Annotated in this window: 19 protein-coding genes; 8 read left to right on the forward strand and 11 right to left on the reverse strand. The window is 70.1% G+C overall.

Going from position 1 to position 19,810, the window contains the following annotated elements; genetic code table 11:
- Positions 1-54 precede the first annotated feature (54 nt).
- From OIE67_RS37060 to OIE67_RS37070, 3 genes are read left to right on the forward strand one after another with little or no spacing between them, the layout of a single operon-like run.
- Entirely contained in the window at positions 55-1,035 is a 981-nt protein-coding gene (locus OIE67_RS37060; protein WP_326629298.1) for an ABC transporter substrate-binding protein, read from the forward strand.
- A complete protein-coding gene (locus OIE67_RS37065; RefSeq protein WP_326629300.1) occupies positions 1,032-1,808 on the forward strand; it encodes an ABC transporter permease in 777 nt (258 codons plus the stop codon). The genes OIE67_RS37060 and OIE67_RS37065 overlap by 4 nt, the downstream gene beginning before the upstream one ends.
- Positions 1,805-2,581, forward strand: a complete 777-nt coding sequence (locus tag OIE67_RS37070) for an ABC transporter permease (protein WP_326629302.1) — start codon at positions 1,805-1,807, stop codon at positions 2,579-2,581. The genes OIE67_RS37065 and OIE67_RS37070 overlap by 4 nt, the downstream gene beginning before the upstream one ends.
- A 4-nt stretch (positions 2,582-2,585) precedes the next feature.
- On the opposite strand, the gene OIE67_RS37075 is transcribed toward OIE67_RS37070, so the two are convergent.
- From OIE67_RS37075 to OIE67_RS37105, 7 genes are all read right to left on the reverse strand, one after another.
- A complete protein-coding gene (locus OIE67_RS37075) occupies positions 2,586-4,007 on the reverse strand; it encodes an MmgE/PrpD family protein (RefSeq protein WP_326629304.1) in 1,422 nt (473 codons plus the stop codon).
- Entirely contained in the window at positions 4,000-4,851 is an 852-nt protein-coding gene (locus OIE67_RS37080; protein WP_326629306.1) for a cyclase family protein, read from the reverse strand. Before OIE67_RS37080 ends, OIE67_RS37075 begins: the two co-directional genes overlap by 8 nt.
- 104 nt (positions 4,852-4,955) lie before the next feature.
- Positions 4,956-5,762, reverse strand: a complete 807-nt coding sequence (locus OIE67_RS37085) for a class I SAM-dependent methyltransferase (RefSeq protein ID WP_326629308.1) — start codon at positions 5,760-5,762, stop codon at positions 4,956-4,958.
- 275 nt (positions 5,763-6,037) lie between these two features.
- Positions 6,038-6,625, reverse strand: a complete 588-nt coding sequence (locus OIE67_RS37090) for a GTP-binding protein (RefSeq protein ID WP_106253478.1) — start codon at positions 6,623-6,625, stop codon at positions 6,038-6,040.
- Positions 6,606-6,953 (reverse strand): DUF742 domain-containing protein, encoded by a 348-nt coding sequence (locus OIE67_RS37095; RefSeq protein ID WP_106253483.1) that lies wholly within the window; start codon positions 6,951-6,953, stop codon positions 6,606-6,608. The genes OIE67_RS37090 and OIE67_RS37095 overlap by 20 nt, the downstream gene beginning before the upstream one ends.
- A 71-nt stretch (positions 6,954-7,024) precedes the next feature.
- Positions 7,025-7,447: a roadblock/LC7 domain-containing protein gene (locus tag OIE67_RS37100; RefSeq protein ID WP_020546542.1), complete on the reverse strand. Its 423-nt coding sequence runs from the start codon at positions 7,445-7,447 to the stop codon at positions 7,025-7,027.
- Positions 7,444-10,221, reverse strand: coding sequence for a sensor histidine kinase (locus OIE67_RS37105; protein ID WP_326629314.1), 2,778 nt, complete (start codon positions 10,219-10,221; stop codon positions 7,444-7,446). Before OIE67_RS37105 ends, OIE67_RS37100 begins: the two co-directional genes overlap by 4 nt.
- A gap of 609 nt (positions 10,222-10,830) precedes the next feature.
- Between OIE67_RS37105 and OIE67_RS37110 the strand changes: the two genes are divergently transcribed.
- From OIE67_RS37110 to OIE67_RS37130, 5 genes are all read left to right on the forward strand, one after another.
- Entirely contained in the window at positions 10,831-11,832 is a 1,002-nt protein-coding gene (locus tag OIE67_RS37110; protein ID WP_326629315.1) for an ABC transporter substrate-binding protein, read from the forward strand.
- On the forward strand, positions 11,829-12,644 hold the full coding sequence (locus tag OIE67_RS37115; protein ID WP_326629317.1) for an ABC transporter permease: 816 nt from the start codon (positions 11,829-11,831) through the stop codon (positions 12,642-12,644). The genes OIE67_RS37110 and OIE67_RS37115 overlap by 4 nt, the downstream gene beginning before the upstream one ends.
- An 11-nt stretch (positions 12,645-12,655) precedes the next feature.
- Positions 12,656-13,444 (forward strand): ABC transporter permease, encoded by a 789-nt coding sequence (locus OIE67_RS37120; RefSeq protein WP_326629319.1) that lies wholly within the window; start codon positions 12,656-12,658, stop codon positions 13,442-13,444.
- A 169-nt stretch (positions 13,445-13,613) separates the two neighbouring features.
- Positions 13,614-14,384 carry an ABC transporter ATP-binding protein gene (locus OIE67_RS37125; RefSeq protein ID WP_219912230.1) on the forward strand — a complete coding sequence of 257 codons (771 nt, stop codon included), beginning with the start codon at positions 13,614-13,616 and terminating at the stop codon, positions 14,382-14,384.
- Positions 14,385-14,461: 77 nt separating this feature from the next.
- On the forward strand, positions 14,462-14,920 hold the full coding sequence (locus OIE67_RS37130) for a hypothetical protein (RefSeq protein WP_326629323.1): 459 nt from the start codon (positions 14,462-14,464) through the stop codon (positions 14,918-14,920).
- Positions 14,921-14,973: 53 nt separating this feature from the next.
- On the opposite strand, the gene OIE67_RS37135 is transcribed toward OIE67_RS37130, so the two are convergent.
- Genes OIE67_RS37135 through OIE67_RS37150 form a run of 4 tightly spaced genes read right to left on the reverse strand, consistent with a single transcriptional unit; the run spans position 14,974 to position 19,649 of the window.
- A complete protein-coding gene (locus OIE67_RS37135; RefSeq protein WP_106248363.1) occupies positions 14,974-15,552 on the reverse strand; it encodes a GTP-binding protein in 579 nt (192 codons plus the stop codon).
- The gene (locus tag OIE67_RS37140; RefSeq protein ID WP_245956307.1) at positions 15,533-15,940 is read right to left on the reverse strand and encodes a DUF742 domain-containing protein; all 408 of its coding nucleotides are present in this window, start codon (positions 15,938-15,940) and stop codon (positions 15,533-15,535) included. Before OIE67_RS37140 ends, OIE67_RS37135 begins: the two co-directional genes overlap by 20 nt.
- Before the next feature lie 20 nt (positions 15,941-15,960).
- Positions 15,961-16,383 (reverse strand): roadblock/LC7 domain-containing protein, encoded by a 423-nt coding sequence (locus OIE67_RS37145; protein WP_090935862.1) that lies wholly within the window; start codon positions 16,381-16,383, stop codon positions 15,961-15,963.
- Positions 16,380-19,649 carry a sensor histidine kinase gene (locus OIE67_RS37150; RefSeq protein ID WP_326629330.1) on the reverse strand — a complete coding sequence of 1,090 codons (3,270 nt, stop codon included), beginning with the start codon at positions 19,647-19,649 and terminating at the stop codon, positions 16,380-16,382. Before OIE67_RS37150 ends, OIE67_RS37145 begins: the two co-directional genes overlap by 4 nt.
- Positions 19,650-19,810 lie beyond the last annotated feature (161 nt).

The following is a 19,810-nucleotide window of genomic DNA, read 5'->3' on the forward strand; positions in this document are numbered from 1 at the left end:
CAGTGACGTCAGTCGCTCTCCCATGACGCTTCGGCCCCCCCGATCGGAGAACGCATGACCCGCACCTTACGTATCCCGGCAGTCGTGCTCGGACTCGCCCTCGCCCTCGCCGGATGCGGCGGCGGCGACACCCCCGCATCCACACCCACGGCCGGTGGCACCGGCCTGGAGAAGACCACGATCAAGGTCGGCGCCCTGCCCGTCCCCGACCCGGCCGCCCTCTACATCGCCCAGGCCAAGGGCTTCTTCCAGGCGGAGGGCCTGACCGTGGAACCGGTGACGATCACCGGCGGCGCGGCGGCGCTGCCGCAGATCGAGAGCGGCGCCCTGGACATCTCGCAGACCAACTACGTCTCCACGATCCTGGCGGCGGGCCAGGGCAAGAAGATCAAGCTGGTCGCCGACATGTACCAGGCGGCGCCCAACACCTTCGCCATCATGGTGGCCAAGGACTCCCCCATCCAGTCGGTGGCCAATCTCAAGGGCAAGACCGTGCTGGTCAACAACCTCAGGAACATCGCCACGCTGGCGGTCACGTCCCAGCTCAAGGCCGCAGGACTGACCGAGACCGACGTGAAGTTCGCCGAGAAGCCCTTCCCCGAGATGGGCAACGCGATCAACTCCGGCCAGGGGGACGCGATCTGGATCACCGAGCCGTTCATCACCGCCAACAAGAACACGCTCGGCTTCCGCACGATCGCCGACACGATGACGGGCGCCACGGCGGACCTGCCGATCGCGGGCTGGATGGCCAGTGAGGAGTGGGCCGCGGAGAACCCCAGGACGCTGGCCGCCTTCCAGCGGGCCATCGCCAAGGCGCAGCAGCTCGCGTCGTCCGACAGGAAGGAGGTCGAGGCGATCCTGCCGACGTACACGAAGATCGACGCCAAGACGGCGGCGGCGATCACCCTGGGCGCCTTCCCGACCACGCTCGACCCGGCCCGGCTGCAGAAGGTCGCCGACCTCATGCTCGAGTACAAGTACATCAGCAGTCCCGTCGACGTGAAGTCGATGATCGTGCCGACCAGCGGATGATCGCCGCGCGCCTGCTCCGCGGCGCCGCCGGCGTCGCGGGGTTCCTCGTGGCCGCGGAGCTGTTCATCCGGTTCGGGCTGGGCGAGGGGCTGGTCTTCCCCGCGCCGTCCGCGGTCCTGCTGGGGGCGTGGGAACTGCTCGCGGACGGCGACTTCCTGGAGGGGGCGCTCGCGACGCTGACGAACTGGGTGCTCGGCCTGCTGGCCGCCACCGCGGTGGCCGTGCCCGCCGGCGTGCTGCTCGGCACGCTGCCTCCGGCCGAGCGCGCCATCAGGCCGGTGCTGGAATTCCTGCGGCCGATCCCGTCCGTGGCGATCATCCCGCTGGCGATCCTGCTGATCCCGGTGGACGAGCTGATGAAGGTCTCGGTCATCGTGTACGCCTCCATCTGGCCGATCCTGATCAACACCCTGTACGGCATGCGCGACGTGGACCCGATGGCCAAGGACACCCTGCGGGCCTTCGGGTTCGGGCCGCTGGCCGTACTCGTCAGGGTGAGCCTGCCGAGCGCGGCCCCGTTCGTCGCCACGGGCGTCAGGATCGCGGCCGGGATCGCGCTCGTGCTGGCGGTCAGCGCCGAACTGGTGGCGGGCGGCGCGGCCGGCATCGGCGTCTACGTGAACGTGGCCGGCAGCGGCAACCGGATGGACCTCATGATGGCGGCCACGTTCTGGGCCGGAGTCCTGGGGGTGGCGGCGAACCTGGCCCTGCTGGCCGGGGAGCGCCGCCTGTTCCACTGGCACCGGGCGCGGACGGGAGAGGCGGAGTCGTGAAGGCCCTCATCAGGCTCTGGGTGATCCCGCTCGTCCTCGTGCTGTGGGAGCTCGCCGCTCGCGCCCTGGCGGACACGGACTTCCCGCCGCCCACGACGATCATCGCCCGCATGCACGCGCTGTGGTTCTCCGGCCCGGCCGGCCGGCTCTTCCTCACCGACGACGCCGTCGGCAACCTGCTGCCGAGCCTCGGCCGCATGTTCGGCGGCTGGATCCTGGCCGCGGTGATCGGAGTGCTGCTGGGGACGGCGCTCGGGCGTTCCCGTACCGCGACCGACTACGTGGACCCGCTGATGGAGTTCGGCCGCTCCATCCCGCCGCCGCTGCTGCTGCCGGTGTTCGTGCTGCTGTTCCAGGTGGAGCTGACCACGCAGCTGGCCACGATCGTGTTCGGGGTGATCTGGCCGGTGCTGCTCAACTCCGTGGACGGCGCCAGGTCGGTCGACCGCGGCTACACGGAGACCGCGACGGTCTTCGGCCTGACCAGGGCGCAGCGGCTGCGCCTGGTCGTCCTGCCCGCGGCCGCGCCGAAGATCTTCGCCGGGCTGCGGCTGAGCCTGTCGCTGGCGCTCATCCTCATGGTGATCACCGAGCTGGTCGGCGGCACCAACGGCATCGGCTACCAGTTGCTGCAGGCCCAGCGCAGCTTCGACGGGGCGGGGGTGTGGGCGGCGATCGCGCTGCTCGGGGCGCTCGGCTACCTGGTGAACTCGCTGTTCGTGCTGGCCGAGCGGCACGTCCTGGTCTGGCACCGCCAGTCCGGCCGAGGTTGAGGGCTCAGGGCTCCGGTTCGAACACGGCCACCAGCCGGAGCAGCTCCCCTACCTCGCCGGCCTCCTCCAGGCGGCCCGCGAGCCCCGCGACGGCGTCGGCGGTGGCGGCGGAGAGCCGGCCGGCCGCGTTGTCGCGGAACTTCAGCGCCAGCTCCTCCGCCGACAGCGGCCGGTCAGGGCCGCCGCGGTTGGCCAGCACCTCCTGCCGCCACTCACGGCCGTCGGCGTCACGGGCGTGCAGCACGGCGGGGAACTGGTGCGGGAAGATCTCCGTCGCGCGCTCGTCCGGCACCACGTCCACCTTGGCCATGAGCTCCCGCCGCAGCGGGTCCCTGGCCAGCTCGTCGGTGAAGTCGCCCAGGCCGAGGCCCAGCCCGCCGCCGCCGAGCAGGCCGGCCGCGACCGCGTACGGGCCGCTGAACTGCGCCTGGTAACCCGTCTCCGGGGTGCGCTTGGCCTCGATCGGCTGCCCGATGGTCCTGATCACGGGCGCGGGCACACCCAGCGTCAGGCGCTCCACCCGGTGCGGGTCGAGCCCCTGCGCGCGCAGGCCCATCGCCGCGTCGATGGCGGCGTGGGTGAAGTGGTTGGCCGGGTACGGCTTGAAGAAGATGCCCGGCACGGCCCACTCCGAGCCGAGACCCCTGGTGATCTCCCCGGCCTCGTAGTGGCCGTGCAGGAACGCCTCGAAGAAGCCGAAGCGTCCCTCGATGACGGTCGGCGGGCCGGTGAAGCCGCGGCGGACCAGGTCGGCCGAGGTCACCGCGGCGTGCGCGGCCCATCCGCAGTGCAGCCGCTTGACCGTGCCGCCGGTCCTGTTGCCCTCGATGATGCCCGAGGCGGTCGAGGCGGCCAGGCCGAGGGAGTCGAGCACGCCCTCGGCCGGCAGGCCGAACAGCAGCGCCGCCGCGACGGCGCCGCCCATGGTGCCGCAGATGGATGTGGCGTGCTGGCCGTGCTCGAAGAAGGTCGAGTTACCGGCCTCCGGGTCGTATCCGGCCATGCCCAGGCGTACGCAGACCTCCAGGCCGACCGCGATGGCGCGGATCGTGTCCCGGCCCGACGCGCCGGCCAGTTCGGCGGCGGCCAGCGCGGCCGGGACGACCGGGGCGCTGGGGTGCAGGACCGAGGGCAGATGGGTGTCGTCGTAGTCGAGGGAGTGCGCGAGCACGCCGTTGGCCAGCGCGGCCAGCGCGGCCGGCACCGGAGCGCCGCCGCCCACGACGTGCGCCTGCGGGGCGCCGCCCTGGTCGCGGACGTAGCCGACGATGGCGGCGCTGGTCGGCAGCCGGTGCGCGGCCACGCAGAGCCCGATCACGTCGAGCACCCGCTTGCGCACGCTGTCGGCGACCTCCTCGGGCAGCGTGTCGTAGGTGGCGCCGGCCGCGAACTCCGCCAGCCGCCGGCCCAGGGTCGGCTCAGCCACGGGACGCCTCCCGGCCCGACACCAGCGCCAGCGGACGCACCGGCGAACCGGTCGCGCCGAAGAAGGCCAGCGGCGACAGGACGAACGTGAACTCGTGCACGCCGTCGCCGGCCGGCCCGTCCAGGTCCATGGCCTCGACGATGTAGACGCCGGACTCCACCAGCAGCACCCGGTGCGCGGGCAGCACGCTGTGCCCCTCGCCTGGGGCCAGGCGCTCGAACGCGATGGTGTCGGCGCCCACTGCGTGCGGGGACCTGTCCGCCAGCCAGCGGGCTCCGGCCTCGCCCACGCCGGGCACGCCGGACTCGGCGCCGATGTAGACCTCCCGGTCGGGGTCGCCGAAGTGGCGTCCCCATCCGCTGCGGACCAGGACGACGTCCCCGGGGGCGGGTTCGACGCCCTGGCGGCGTACGGTCGCGTCGAGGTCGGCCGGGGTGATCTCGTATCCCGGCGCGCAGGACTCCAGCCCGAGCGCGGCCGGCACGTCCAGCAGCACGCCGCGGCGGACGATCGGCGCGATCGTGTGCACGCCGTGCTCGGGGTAGCGGCCCCCGACGCACGCCTGCGCCGCGTCGGCCCCGCCGTGCAACCTGCCGTCCTGGGACACGTGCGCCAGCGCGTCGATGTGGGTGCCGACGTGGGTGCCCATGAAGATCAGGTCGTTGGCGGCCGACCCCCCGTCGGGACGCACCTTGTCGCCGTGGCGGCGCGGGAGCGTGTGGGTGTAGGCGGGGTGGTTGGGCGACTGGGGCATGCCGGCGAAGAGCGGCCTGCCCAGGTCGTAGATCCTTACACCGCCGCGCACCGCGTCGAGCAAGGGGTCGGTGTTCGCGGTCGTGCTCATATTCTCCGTCTCTTCTTACCGACGTCTCTTCTCACAGACGTCTCTCTTACCGGACGCCTCTCACCGGGCGCCTTTCACCGGGCGCCTTTCGAGCAGGCGCCTTTTCACAGGCGTCCCGTGGTGTAGCGCACGGTGCGCTCCAGGAGGAAGCCGTCCTGGGGCAGCGACGCCTCCAGGGCGGCTCTCGCCTCGGCGCGCCGCGCCTGCGGGATGCTCTCCAGCGCGGCCCTGCGGGCGGCCGACCAGAGCCAGTCCCACACCTGCCCGGCCTGGATGGGCACCTCGAACACCACGTCGGCGCAGGCGGCGTCGCGCAGGCCGCCCGCCTTGAACAACTCGATCATCTCCTCGGGGCCGCCCAGCTTGTGCGTGAACGGGGCGCTGCCCGCATCAGTCGTGTACGGCTCGAGCGCCCGTGCCACCAGCGCGAGCAGTTCGGCCTCGGCCGGGCTCGACCGGACCAGCAGGCTGGCCGCCAGCCGCCCACCCGGCTTCAGCAGCCCGGCCATGGACCGCACGGCGGCGAGCGGGTCGGGCAGGAAGTACAGCATCATCCCGGCCAGCACGACGTCGAACCGCTCCCCCGGCAGCAGCTCCTCGGCCTGCTCCGCGTCGCCGAGCAGCACGGTCGCCTGGTGCAGGCCCTGGCGCTCGACCTCGCCCGCGGCGGCCGCCACCATCCCGGGCGCGAGGTCCAGCCCGACCACCCGGCCGGTGGGCCCGACCGCGTGCGCGGCCGGCACGAGGGAGGCTCCGGTCCCACAGCCGGCATCGAGGACGTGGTCCCCGGGTCCGGGGGCGGCGCGCCGGACGAGCTCGGCCGCGACGGGCGCGAAGAAGGGCACGCCGACGCGCTCGTACGTGCCGGCCGCGCGGTCGAACAGGCCGGCCATGTACTCCTTGGCGTTCATCAGATTTCCTCCACAGTCAGCTTGCGGACGCCGGGCGTCAGGGGGTGGACCGATGATCAGATGAGCTCGAAGCTGAGCCTGCCACGAAAGGCGGACAATAGCCACAAGCACCCCATTCGCCCCGCCGATTCGGTACGCGTACGTGGAGGAGAGGCGCGGCATCGCGAGGAAGGCCACCTGACGGGCAGCAGGAAGAGAGGGGCCGTGCGCTCAAACGCCCAGCCCGGCACGGCCGGGGGCTCGGCTCGGCCGGGGGCTCAGCACGGCCGGTGGGCTCAGCCGCCCCAGCCCGGCACGGCCATCCTGACCGTGAGCGCGTGCTCGACCAGGTTGATCAGAGCACTCTTGACCGAGTCCTTGGAGCGCGCGTCGAGCCGGACCAAGGGGATGTGCGGCGCCAGCGTCAGGGCGTCCCGCACCTCGTTGTCACTGTGGGGATATTGGCCGTCCCACCCGTTCACGCCCACCACGAACGGCAGTTGCGCCTCTTCGAAATAGTCGATCGCGGGAAAGCTGTCGGCGAGCCGGCGCGTGTCGACCAGTACGACCGCGCCGATGGCGCCGCGTACCAGGTCGTCCCACATGAACCAGAACCGGTGCTGCCCGGGCGTGCCGAACAGATAGAGGATCAGGTCACGATCCAGGGAGACCCGGCCGAAGTCCATGGCGACGGTCGTGGTCGACTTCAGCGGCGTCATGCCCAGATCGTCGATCCCGGCGGAGGCATCGGTCATGACGGCCTCCGTGGTCAACGGCATGATCTCCGACACCGCGCCGACGAACGTCGTCTTGCCCACCCCGAAACCTCCCGCCACCACGATCTTCGTCGAGGTGAGCCCGGGGCTAGAGCCTGCGAAGTCCACTTAGCACCCTTTCGAGCAGATTTACGTCCGGCCGGCCGGCGTCCAGTTGTGGCTGATGCACGCGCACCAGACCTTCGGCGGCCATGTCAGCGATCAGCACGCGCACCACCCCGAGCGGGATCCGCAGCAGGGCCGACACCTCCGCCACGGACCGGACCTGCCGGCACAGCTGACTGATCGCCTGGTACTCCGGCGTGATGTGCGAGAACTCCCGATGCTCGGCCGTCGCCGAGGACACCAGGGCCTCCATCGCCAGTTTGACCCGCGGCGCCGTCCGTCCACCTGTCACCGCGTAGGGACGGACGGGCGATGCGGGATCGTGACTCAGCTGCGGCTGGGACTGGGGTTGGGGCGGAGGGGCCCAACCGCCGCTGTTCCATCGGGGGTCTGACACCTACATCACCTGGTCTGGCTGGCGCGCAACTCCGCACGCACAGCCGGAGTCAGCACCTGACCGGCGCGATCCACCATCAGCGTCATCTGATACGCCACCAGACCCATGTCACAGTCCGGAGCCGCCAGCACCGCCAGACACGAACCATCACTGATCGACATGATCAGCATCAACCCACGCTGCATCTCCACGATCGTCTGATTGACCGCACCACCCTCGAACACCCGGGCCGCACCCTGCGTCAGCGAAACCAACCCCGACGCGATCGCCGCCAACTGATCCGCACGATCAGCCGGAAAACCCGACGACGCCGCCAACGGCAAACCATCAGACGACACCACCACCGCGTGCGCGACCCCCGGCACCGTGCTGACGAAGTCCGTGATCAGCCAGTCGACACCGCGCGCCGCGTGGCTGAGGTCGTTCATAGGCCCTCCTCCCTTTCGTTGTTCTCCGGGCCGGCGGGGAACGCCTTGCCGTCGGTGATGTCATCGCGTGCCGCCCTGAAGCCCTGCTGGAAGCTGGACAGCCGGTTGCGGATCCGATCCGGTGACACCGACGGCATCGGTGTCACGCCCTTGGGTGAGGCTCCCGTGTCCGCCGAGCCCGGGACCAGGTTGGCCTTGGGCACCCGCTTGGGCAGTCCCGCCGCCGTCGATCCGTTTCGTACCGGCTCCACTACCGCCTCCGCCGCGCTCCAGCCCGCGTCCGCCTTCGAGGAGCCCCAGCTCGCGCCGTTCGTGTCGCGCCCGAACCAGGCGGACTCGACGGCGGCGAAGATCGGCAGGTAGTCGTCGCCGGCGGACGCGGGCGGTGCCGCCGGCATGGGGCCTGTGACTCCGGAGTCGGACGGGGGGAAGTCGAACCCCGGCCGCTGCGACGGGTTGGTGTCCTGGTTCCAGCCGCCGGGAGGCGCTTCTGGAACGGGTCGTTTGGGCAGGGCCCCCCGGTCGCCGTTCCAGCTGGAGCCGCCGCGGGGCGGCGTCCAGATGTCGCCGCCGTCGGGACCGCCGCCGCGCGGTTCGGGCGGCCAGGCCGTGGGGTCGGGCTGCCAGGGTGGCGGCGCTCCCCAGTTGCCGCCGCCGCCGTCCGGGTTGGAGGGGAAGGACGGATGTCCCGGTCCCATCTGGAACGTCGGCTGCGGCCAGTCGGTGGCCGGCGGCGCGGGATGCGGCCCCGAGTAGGGCTCGCCGCCCGGTGCTCCGGGTCCGGCCGGCCCGCTCCCCGCGCCGGCGAAGGCCGTCGGCTGGTTGCCGGAGAACTGGGGCGGCTGGTTGCCGGAGAAGGACGGCATGCCGGCGAAGTTGGGCGCCTGGGAGCCGAGCATGTTCTCGGGGATCAGCACCATCGCGGTCAGGCCGCCCGAGGCGTGCGGGCGTAACTGCACCCGGATGCCGTGGCGGTGTGCCAGCCTGGCGACCACGAACAGGCCCATCCGGCGCGACACCGAGACGTCCACGCTCGGCGCGTCCGTCAGCCGCTCGTTGGCCTGGACCAGCTCCTCCTGGGTCATGCCGATGCCGGAGTCGGTGATCGACAACATCACGCCGCCGCCGTCGATCCGGCTGCCCGACACCGTCACCCTGGTCTCGCGCGGCGAGAACGACAGCGCGTTCTCCACCAGCTCGGCCAGCAGGTGGATGACGTCGTTGACGGCCTGCCCGGCGACCGACACGCCGTCGGGGACCTGGAGCACCACCCGCTCGTAGTTCTCGACCTCGGACAGCGACGCCCGGGCCACGTCGACCAGCTTCACCGGCTGGCTCCAGCGGCGCGGCGGGTCCTGGCCGGCGAGCACCAGCAGGTTCTCGCTGTTACGCCGCATGCGGGTGGCCAGGTGGTCCAGCTTGAACAGGTTGCCCAGCCGGGCCTCGTCCTGCTCGCCCTGCTCCAGACCGTCGATCAGGGTGATCTGCCGCTCCACCAGCGTCTGACTGCGGCGGGACAGGTTCACGAACATCGCGTTGACGTTGCTGCGCAGCCGGGCCTCCTCGCCCGCCAGCCGCACCGCCTCACGGTGCACCTCGTCGAACGCCCGCGCGACTTCACCAATCTCGTCGTGTGTGTCCACGCCGATCGGCAGCACGGGGCCGACCGTGCCGTCACCGCTGTCGCGCAGGCCCTGGACGGTCTCCGGCAGTCGCTGCCCGGCGATGTCGAGCGCCTCCCTGCGCAGCCTGCGCAGTGGCCTGATGAGCGAGCGGGCGATGAGCGAGATGATCGCGATGACCACGATCAGCAGCAGCAGGATGAGCCCGCCGGAGATCATCGCCGACCTGTTGGCCCCCTCGACCAGGCCCCGCGCGCGCAGGATGACGGAGGAGGACAGCTCCTTCTCCACGGCGCGCAGCGCGTCGATCTTGCCGGTGCTGACCTCGAACCAGGTGGCCACGTCCCGGTCGGGCCGCAGGCCGATGCTCAGCTCCTTGCCCTCGGCCGACTGCGCCATCGCGCGCAGCCTGAACAGGTCGGTCTGGTCGACGTCCCGGCCGACGACGGTGTTGCGGTAGAGCTCCAGCTGGTCGAGGTTCGACAGCGTGGCGAACAGCGTCTCCTCGCTCTCCTCACGCGACTTGGCGTCGGTGAGCGCGTCGAGCTCGCCGCTGTCGAAACCCTTCTTGTCCAGCGCGCTGGCCAGGATGCCGCGCTGCTTGGACGCCTGCTCCTTGGCCCTGGCGATGGCGGCCATCGAGCCGGCGCTGTGGGCGACCTGGTCGTCCACCGCCACCTGGCCGACCTGGTCGTGGAACTGCAGCAGCGCCGCGATGATCTCGGAGTACTTGCGGATCATCGGCAGCGGCTGGATCTTGCCGTTGACGGCGGTCTCGCGCAGGGTCGGGATCTCCTCCAGGCGGCGCAGTACCGGCCGCACGGCCTCGCCGTGGGTGTCGCTGAGCGCGATCGCCCGCTGCTTGGCCTCGTTGATGAGGCCGTTCACCCCGCTGTAGGTCGTGCGGAGCTGGGCCTCGCGGTTGTCCGGCCGGCCCTGGGCGATGTAGAGAGCGGTCTCGTCGCGTTCGAAGGAGAGGTCATGCGTGACCGCGCCGAGCTGCTGGCTGAGCTCGGCGACCTCTCTGAGGGTCTCGTACGTGTTCGCGTCGCTGAGGGAGGTGACGACGTTCAGCCCGCCCAGGCCCACGGCGACGGCGGTGGGTACGACGATCAGCGCGATCAGGCGCGACCGCACGTGCCAGTTGCCCAATCCGAACCTCTTTGAAGAGGAAGAGGGTTTGGACAGCCTGCGCTTCTGATGGCCGTGCGACTCGCGGTCAGCGGAAGCTTCAGCGCTCTGCGTTCTCACTGCCTTCGCAACCTCTCGCCCGTGAGGGAATTCCCGGTTATTGCAGGTCTTGCGCGTGGGGCAATATGTGCATCGAGATAAGCGCCATTTGAGCACAGGGCTCGATCAGGGCCAACCACTCTTAATGCCCCGATGAGGTGTTCGTCCCTATATGTCCGGAAAAAGCGGCAGAACCATACCAGCACGTTCTAGCTGGTGAAACAGGCAATGGGAGATCGTTCCACGAGCCGCCGCCTGACTCGCGGAAAAGATCGAATGACGGGCCTCACGAGCACCCGATGTCCCGCTGGTTACCTCCCATCCCAAACCGGACAAACATCAGGATTCTTGCGGGTCGTCAAATTTTCACGATATAGCGGTAAACAGACATTGCAACCACAAGTGTTATCTTCACGATAATGACCACACATTTGGTGCTACCGTCGATCCCTGTTGTGCGTCAGGCACACAGCCCCCGGGAGCAGAAGCCACCCGGTCCCCCCCTGGCTCCATCTGAAGGGAGTCCCTGACATGAGGCTTGGCCGTTCCGCCAGGGCCGCCATCATCGGGTTCGCTTTGACACTCGGCGCCGTGGCGTGCAGCACCGGCGGCGCATCCACCGCCAGCGCGCCGCCGTCGGCACCCGCCAACGGCGGCCTGGAGAAGACCCAGCTCAAGATCGCAACCCTGCCCGCCATCGACAGCGCCGCCCTCTACGTGGCCATCGATCAGGGGCTCTTCGAGAAGGAGGGACTGGAGGTCACCCCGCAGATCGTCCAGGCCGCGCCCGAGGCGATTCCCATGCTGGTCAAGGGCGAGATCGACGCGATGTTCGGTAACTACGTCTCGATGTTCGCCGCCCATGACAAGAACGCGCTGAAGCTGCGTATCCTGGCCGAGGGCTCTCGCGCAGCCCCCGACTCGCTCAGCATCATGGCGCTGCCCAACTCGCCCATCAAGACGCCGAAGGACCTGGAAGGCAAGACGATCAACGTCAACGTCCTGCACAACTTCCAGGAGCTGGCGCTCACCCAGGTGCTCAAGGCCAACAACGTCGACCCGGCCACCATCAAGTACGTCCAGGTGACGTTCCAGAACATCATGCCGTCGTGGAAGGACGGCCAGATCGACGCCGCCTACCTGGGCGAGCCGATGGTCACCGCGGCCACGGCCAGCATGGGAGCCCGCAAGATCCTCGACCCCGCCTCCGGGCCTGCCGCCGAGTTCCCCATCTCGGGCTACGTCAGCACCCAGGGCTGGTACGACGAGAACCCGAAGGTGTCGGCCGCCTTCCAGCGGGCCATCCACAACGCGGCCAAGCTGATGGAGAACAACCGTGAGGTGGTGGCCAAGGTGCTGCCCACCTTCACCCAGATCGACGCCGGCACCGCCGCCACCGTGACCTTCCCGTACTTCTCCAGCAACGACAACCCGGTCCGCCTCCAGCGGGTGGCCGACTGGATGCTGGAAGCCAAGTGGCTGACCAAGCCGATCGAAGTCAAGTCCCTCATGTCGCCCACCACGTCGGGGTGAGCGCTCAGACCCTGTCCCGCGCCGTCCCGGCGTCCGCCACCACCCGGTGGCGGCGCCGGGCGACCGGGGCTGTCTGCTTCGCCGCGCTGATCGAGCTGCTCAGCAGGACCGGGGTCGCCGATCCCGAGTTCCTGCCGCCCGCCACGGAGATCGTGGGCCGGGCGGCCACGCTGCTGCTCGACGCGGATTTCCGCGCGCACGCCCTGACCAGCGCGCTGGCCTGGGCCATCGGGCTCGGCCTCGCGGCGCTGGTCGCGGTGCCGCTCGGCCTGCTGCTCGGCAGCGTGCCGATCATCGACGCGGCCACCCGCTCGGTCGTGGAGTTCCTGCGGCCGATCCCGTCCGTGGCGCTGATCCCGCTGGTGGCTCTGGTCATCGGCACGGGGTTGCAGCACCGCGTGGCGCTGGTCGTCTACGCCTCCCTGTGGCCCATCCTCTACAACACGATGTACGGCCTGCGCGGCGTCGACCCGCTGGCCAAGGAGTCGCTGCGCGCCTACGGCTTCGGCCCCCTCGCCGTGCTGCGACGCGTGTCGCTGCCGTCGGCGGCGCCCTTCATCGCCACCGGCGTCCGGCTGGCGGCCGGGGTGGCGCTCATCCTGACCGTCAGCACCGAGATCGTGGCCGGGCGGGGCGAGGGCGTCGGCGTGTTCATCTACTTCGCCGGCATCGCGGTGCCCGCGCGGATGGCCGACATCCTGGCCGGGGTGTTCTGGGTCGGGCTGTTCGGCGTCGCGGTCAACGCGCTGCTGGTGGCGGCCGAGCGGCGGGCCTTCCGCTGGCACCACGCGCAGTGGGGAGAGCGGGAATGAGGGGCAGGGGCATGCGGACGGCCGTCTTCCGGCTGCTGGTCCTCGTCGGGCTCGTCGCGATCTGGGAGGCGGGCACGTGGGCGGCGGACAACCCGTTCTTCCCCCGGCCGAGCACGATCGTGGTGCGGATGCACGAGCTGTGGTTCTCCGGGCCGCCCGCCACGTTGTTCCTCACCGAAGGGGCCGTGGCGGACATCCTGCCCAGCCTGGGCCGGATGGCGCTCGGATTCGCCGGGGGCGCGCTGGGCGGAGTCGTGCTCGGGCTGGCGGTGGGGCTGTCGGCGCGGGTCTACGACTATCTCGACGGCGTGCTGCAGTTCCTGCGCGCGATCCCGCCCCCCGCGCTGGTGACCGTCTTCCTGGTGCTGTTCGGTTTCGGGCTGCGGATGCAACTGGCGTTCATCATGTTCAGCATCGTCTGGCCGGTGCTGCTCAACACCGCCGACGGGGCCCGCTCGGTGGAGCCGCTGCACCTGCAGACCTGCCAGGCGTTCCGGCTGTCGCGGGCCGAGCGGTTGTTCCGGGTGATCCTGCCCTCGGCGCTGCCCAAGATGTTCGCCGGGCTGCGGCTGGCCCTGTCGCTCTCGCTCATCGTCATGGTCTTCTCCGAGCTGCTGCCCGGCACCACGAACGGGATCGGCTTCCAGCTCACCTTCGCCTACCAGAGTTTCGACCTGCCCGCCATGTGGGCCGGCATCGTGCTGCTCGGGGTGCTCGGCTATCTGCTCAACGAGCTGTTCCTGGTCGTCGAGCGCCGGGTGCTCGCCTGGCACCACGCCGCCCAGCGGCTGGTCGGATAGGGGGCTTATGAGGCTGTCACTCCCATGGCGATGCCGAACGTGCAAGAGTAAGATCACGCCCTGAATAGGTTTACCTGACTGACATGTCTAGCTTTTCCCCCTCCGCTAGAGTCGTTGCGACTCCTCAAGAGTCACCGCGCTGTCCGCGGTCTCGCCCCTAGGACCTCCATTGCTCGAGATAGACAACCTTTCCCATGTGTACGGCGGCGGCACCCCCAACGAGCACCACGCCATCGACGGGCTCAACCTGAGCGTCGCCGAGGGCGAACTGCTCTGCATCGTCGGTCCCTCGGGCTGCGGGAAGTCGACGCTGCTGCGCTCCATCGCCGGTCTGATCACGCCGACGGGCGGCCAGGTCAAGGTCGAGGGCAACCTGGTGCGCCAGACGCCCGACAACCTCGCCGTGGTCTTCCAGGACTACAGCCGCTCGCTGTTCCCGTGGATGTCGGTCGCCGACAACGTGGCCCTGCCGCTGCGCCGCAAGAACATGGACAAGAGCCGGCGCCGCGAGGCCGCCCAGGAGGCCCTGGAGTCGGTGGGCCTGGAGGCCGCGGGACGCAAATACCCGTTCCAGCTGTCGGGCGGCATGCAGCAGCGCGTGGCCATCGCCAGGGCGCTGGCCTACCGGCCGACGCTGATGCTGATGGACGAGCCGTTCGGCTCGGTGGACGCGCAGACCAGGGAGGACCTGGAGGACCTGGTGCTCAAGGTCCGCGGCCACCACCAGATGACCATCGTGCTCATCACGCACGACATCGACGAGAGCGTCTACGTGGGCGACCGCGTGGTGGTGCTGTCCAAGGCGCCCGCGCACGTGGTCGGCGACCTCAAGGTCGACCTGCCCGGGCCGCGCGACCAGATCACCACCCGCGAGCACCCCGACTTCGTGCACCTGCGCGCCGAGGTCGGACGCCTCGTCCGCGGCCACGCCACGGTCTAGGGCGGTTCCCTCCGCCTTCGGCGCGGGGCACCTGTGTCCCGGGTTCCGTCCTCATGCGCTCATGAACACATAGCCTGGTGAAGGATCTTCAAGCCGGCCGGGGATGCGGCTGGACGTTCGGCCCTGACGCACTGACCATCGCACCGGGGCCGGGCAGGGCTCCGAAACTGCTCGCCGAACTCGGCGAGCGGCACGCGCCCGAGGGGGCCAGCGGGTCGATGCGGCTGAAGGTGCGCGGCCGGCGGATGCCGCTCGATCCCGACAAGGACCCGGCCTCCGTCGTCTTCTCGCTCGGCTACGGCGCCACGCACCAGTCGTTGCCCGTCGCCGCCGCTGTGCTGGCCGCTCTCGGCTCTTCCGGCGGATCCGGGACTCCTGAGGCGATCAAGGCGTCCAGGCCGCCAGAGGCGCCTGCGGCGCCCCGCTGGAACGAGGTGACCGAACTGATCGCCAGGCTGGGCGAGCTGGGCCACGCCGGGGTGCTGTCGGAGGAGGAGTTCCAGGCCAAGAAGACCGAGCTGCTGTCCCGCCTCTGACCCGCCGGGCCGGTCGCGGGCGGGCCCCGATGAGCCCGCCCGCGCCGAGCCGGTTACACCGGCGTGTGCATGTGGCGGGTCAGGGCGTGCTCCACCAGCGTGATCAGGGTGGATTTCACCGATTCGCGCTGCCGGGCGTCGAGCCGCACGATCGGGATGTGGCCGCCGATCGACAGCGCCTCCCTGAGCTCGTCCTCCTGGTGCGCGAACTGACCGTCCCAGCCGTTGATGCCGATGACGAAGGGCAGTTTCGCCTCTTCGAAGTAGTCGATGGCCGGGAAGCTGTCGGCCAGGCGGCGGGTGTCCACCAGGACGACCGCGCCGATGGCCCCGCGTACGAGGTCGTCCCACATGAACCAGAACCGGTGCTGTCCGGGCGTGCCGAACAGATACAGGATCAGGTCACGGTCGAGCGAGACCCGGCCGAAGTCCATGGCGACGGTCGTGGTGGTCTTGTTCGGAGTGAGAGAGACGTCGTCCACGTGCGCGGAAGCGTCTGTCATGACCGCTTCCGTGGTGAGCGGCAGAATCTCCGAGACCGCCCCCACGAACGTCGTCTTCCCCACGCCGAAGCCCCCGGCCACGACGATCTTCGTCGAGGTTAGGCCGGGGCTAGAGCCTGCGAAGTCCACTGAGCACCCTTTCGAGCAAGTTGAGGTCCGGCTTTCCCGCGTCCAGCGCAGGCTGGTGCACGCGGATCAGGCCTTCCGACGCCATGTCGGCGATCAGCACCCGGACCACACCAAGAGGCTGGCGTAAAAGGGCGGAGATCTCGGCAACCGACCGGACGTTCCGGGTCAGCTGAATGATCGCCTGATACTCCGGACTAAGTAGGGAAATGTCTTGGTATTCAGACGTCACGGAGGACACGAGTGCCTCCATGGCGAACTTCATCCGCGGCGCAGTGCGCCCTCCGGTCACGGCATAGGGCCGTACCAGAGAGCTCGGTTTCTGCGGACGGGGAGCCGCCGGATGCGGCGGAGTGCTATCACCAGCCCAACCCTGCTGACCTGACACCATATCTCCTGTCACCGCCCAAACTAGCGGGGGCGGGCCGCTTGCAGCTCAGCGCGTACGGCCGGGGTCAGCACCTGGCCGGCCCGCTCGACCAGCAGGGTCATCTGGTACGCGACCAGACCCATGTCACAGTCGGGAGCAGCCAGGACCGCCAAGCAGGAGCCATCGCTGATCGACATGATCATCAAGAGCCCGCGCTGCATCTCGATAACGGTCTGGGTCACCATACCGCCCTCGAAAACCCGCGCGGCGCCCTGGGTGAGACTGATCACGCCGGAGGCGACCGCGGCGAGCTGATCGGCCCGGTCCTTGGGAAAACCCTCGGAGAAGGCCAGCGGCAACCCGTCAGACGACACCACGACCGTGTGAGCGACGCCTGGCACGTTGTTCACGAAGTCCGTGATCAGCCAGCTTATACCGCGCGCTCCCTGGCTCATTTCTCTCATTTGTCCTCCTCATTCTCTTCTCCGCGGGTGAACGCCCGGCCTTGCCGGACACCCTGCTGGAAGCTGGAGAGCCGGCTGCGCAACCGCTCCGGTGAGATCTGGGGTGCCGGCGACGTGGCCTGGGGCTCGGCGAGACTGGCCGTGCCCGGCACCAGGTTGGCCTTGGGAACGCGGCGGGGCAGGCCCGACTGCGTCGTCCCGGCCTGCTGGGGTTGGGCCGCGGCCTGGGCGGCCTGGAAGCCGGAGTCCGCGGGCGACGACCAGGTCGCGCCCGCGCCGGAGGCGCCGGGCGTGCGCTGCGGCAGCCCGGACCTGCTCAGCGTGTTCTGGTTCTGCGCGGGGGGCGCCGGCGGGGCCGCGGGCGGCGGCGGGTCTGCGGGGACGGCCGGATGCACGGCCGTGATCTCCGGCTCGCTCTCCGGCTCGGGGTGGCGCAACACGTCCGGCTCGGGCTGGCGCAGCACCTCGGGGTCCGGCCGGCGGAACCAGTCCGAGCCGACCGACGAGAAGATCGGCAGGAACTCCTCGCTCGACTCCTCCATGGGAGAGTTGCGGACCGCGGGCAGCGGGCCCGTCATGTCCTGCGAGGAGTAGTCGCCGGGGCCGAACCGGCTGTACTGGCCGTTGCCGTTCTGCTCGAACTGGTCGACGGGCTTGGGCTCGTCGGCGAACGGCGAGTGGTAGTTGTCGCCGAAGACCGGCTTGGGCCGCTCCTCCGCCTCGAACAGCGACCTGCGCGGCGCCGGGTCCGAGAACGACGTCCAGCGCGGCTCCTCCTGGGGCTGCTGCTGCGGCGGCTCGGTGGCGAAGGACGGCCAGCGCGGCTCGTCGTCCTGCATGGGCGGCGGCTGCTCGGCGAACGACGGCCACCTGTTGTCGGCGAACGGCTGCGGGTCGGCGGCCGGCGGGGCCTCCTCCGCGAACGATGGCCAGCGCTGCTCGCCGAACGGCTGCGGCTGCGGCGGCACGGCCGGGGGCTCCTCGGCGCCGAACGGCGGCCAGCGGGGCTCGTCGGCGGCCGGCTGCGGCTGCTCGTAGGACGGCTGCTCGTAGGACGGCTGCTCGTAGGACGGCGGCTGCTCGCCGAAGGCGGCGGGCTGCTGCTCGCCGAACGAGGGCCAGTTGCCGGTGCCCGGCACCGGCAGCGAGCCCGGCCACTGGGTGTCGACGACCTGGTCGGGAGCGTCGTCGAAGGAGGGGTGGCCCTGCATGCCGTTCGGCGACTGCGGGCCGTACTGGCTCGGGTCGAACGTGGTGAAGGCCTCGTACTGGCCGCCCTGCTGCGGCAGGCCCTGCCCGTTGCTGATGAGCATGTCGGGCATCATCACGAGCGCGCTCAGGCCGCCGGTCTCGCGCATGCTCAGCTGGACGCGGACGCCGTGGCGCAGGGCCAGGCGGCCGACCACGAACAGGCCCATGCGCCGGGAGACGGAGACGTCCACGACGGGCGGGTTGGCCAGGCGCCAGTTGGCCTCGGCCAGCTCCTCCTGGCTCATGCCGATGCCGAGGTCGTTGATGGAGACCATCACGCCGCCCTCGACGGGCGTGCTGGTGACGGTGACCTTGCTCTCGCGCGGCGAGAAGGAGATGGCGTTCTCGATCAGCTCGGCGAGCAGGTGGACGGCGTCGGTGACGGCGGGGCCGACGATGAGGGTGCCGGACGGGATCTGGATCTGCACCCGCTCGTAGTTCTCGACCTCCGACAGCGAGGCGCGGGCGATGTCGACCAGCGGCACCGGCTCGCTCCACTTGCGCGCGGCCTCCTGGCCGGCGAGGACCAGGAGGTTCTCGCTGTTGCGGCGCATGCGGGTGGCCAGGTGGTCGAGGCGGAACAGGTTCGCCAGCCGGTTCTCGTCCTCCTCACCCTGCTCCAGGCCCTCGATGAGCTGCAGTTGCCGCTCGACCAGCGTCTGGCTGCGGCGGGAGAGGTTGACGAACATCGCGTTGACGTTGGCGCGCAGCTTGGCCTCGTCACCGGCCAGCCGGATCGCCTCACGGTGGACCTCGTCGAACGCCCGCGCCACTTCCCCGATCTCGTCGCGGGTGTTGACGCCGACCGACGGCACCTCGGGCACCTGCGCACCCTCACCGGACTCGCGCAGCACGCGGACGGTGTCGGGCAGCCGGGTCGTGGCGACCTGGAGCGCCTCGGCGCGCAGCCGGCGCAGCGGCCGGACCAGCGAGCCGGCCACGCGGGTGGTGATCACCAGGACGAGGAGCAGCAGGACGAGGATCAGCGCGCCGGAGATGATGGCGTTGCGCTGCTCGGTGTCGCTCAGATCGCGGGTGCTGGCCACGATCTTGGTGGCCAGGCCGTTCTCGACCTTGCGCATCGCGTCGGTCGTGGTTTCGGTGCTCTTGTACCAGGTGTCGAGGTCGCGGACGAGGGTGGGCGTGGTGACGTCGAGGTCCCTGATCCGGTTGCCGTCGCTCACCTGCGCCAGCGCGCGCTGACGCATGGCGTCGGCGAGGTCGACCTCCTGGCCCCTGACCCCCTGCTGGTAGGCCTTGAGGTCCTCGGGGCGGGCCTCCTGCTCGAACGCGGCCAGCTCGGCCTGCTGCTTGTTCCACGAGCCGAGGAAGTCCGACCAGTCGGCGGCGTCGATCCTGCGCTGCACGAGGGTGACGATGAGGATGATCTGCTGCCGCGAGACCTCCTCCTTGACCTGCTGCAGCGAGTTGAGCGCGGCCACGTCGCCCTGGAGCGCGTCGTCGCTGACGCCGTCGCCCAGGTCTCCCTGGATGGAGGAGAACACGTCGATCATCGTGCTGTACGTGCCGATGGAGGCGCGGGCGGGCACGTTGCCGACCATGGAGGAGCGGAGGCTGTCGAGGCCGTCGAGCCAGCGGCGCATGTTCACGACGCCCTCGCGCACACGGACCGAGTGCGCGGCGTCGATGGCGTTGGAGGCGGACAGCACGTCCGTCTTGGCCTTGTCGGTGGCCTGCCGCTGCGTCTTCAGCTTGACGAAGCGCTGTCCCTTGCGGCGGTCGGCGACGAACCACGCGGTGAGCGTGCGCTCCTTGGCGAGCTCGTGGTTGAGCGCCCCGATGCGCTGGACCAGCTCCGCCACCTGGCTGAGCCGGCGGTACTCGGCGCTGGTGCCGATGGAGTCGGCCAGCTGGACACCGGCGAGCAGCACGCCCACGACCGTGGGGATGAGGATGAGCGCGACCAGCCTCGACCGCACACGCCAGTTCGCCAGCCGGAACCGTCCGCCTGTGTACTCCCCCGACCTGGTGTGCCTGGGGTCTTTCGTCCTCACTGAGTCTCGCAACCTCTCGCCGGTACGTGCTCGAAGAAAATCAGACACGCGTGGGGCGCATGGGATTCTGTCCGGCTGGGTAATTGGAACACAACCCGTACCAGATCGGCCAACCGAACATATCCCATCACACATGCCCAAAGAGGCACTTTGGGCACCAT

The sequence above is a fragment of the Nonomuraea fuscirosea genome (assembly GCF_035917475.1).
Lineage (GTDB): Bacteria > Actinomycetota > Actinomycetes > Streptosporangiales > Streptosporangiaceae > Nonomuraea > Nonomuraea fuscirosea.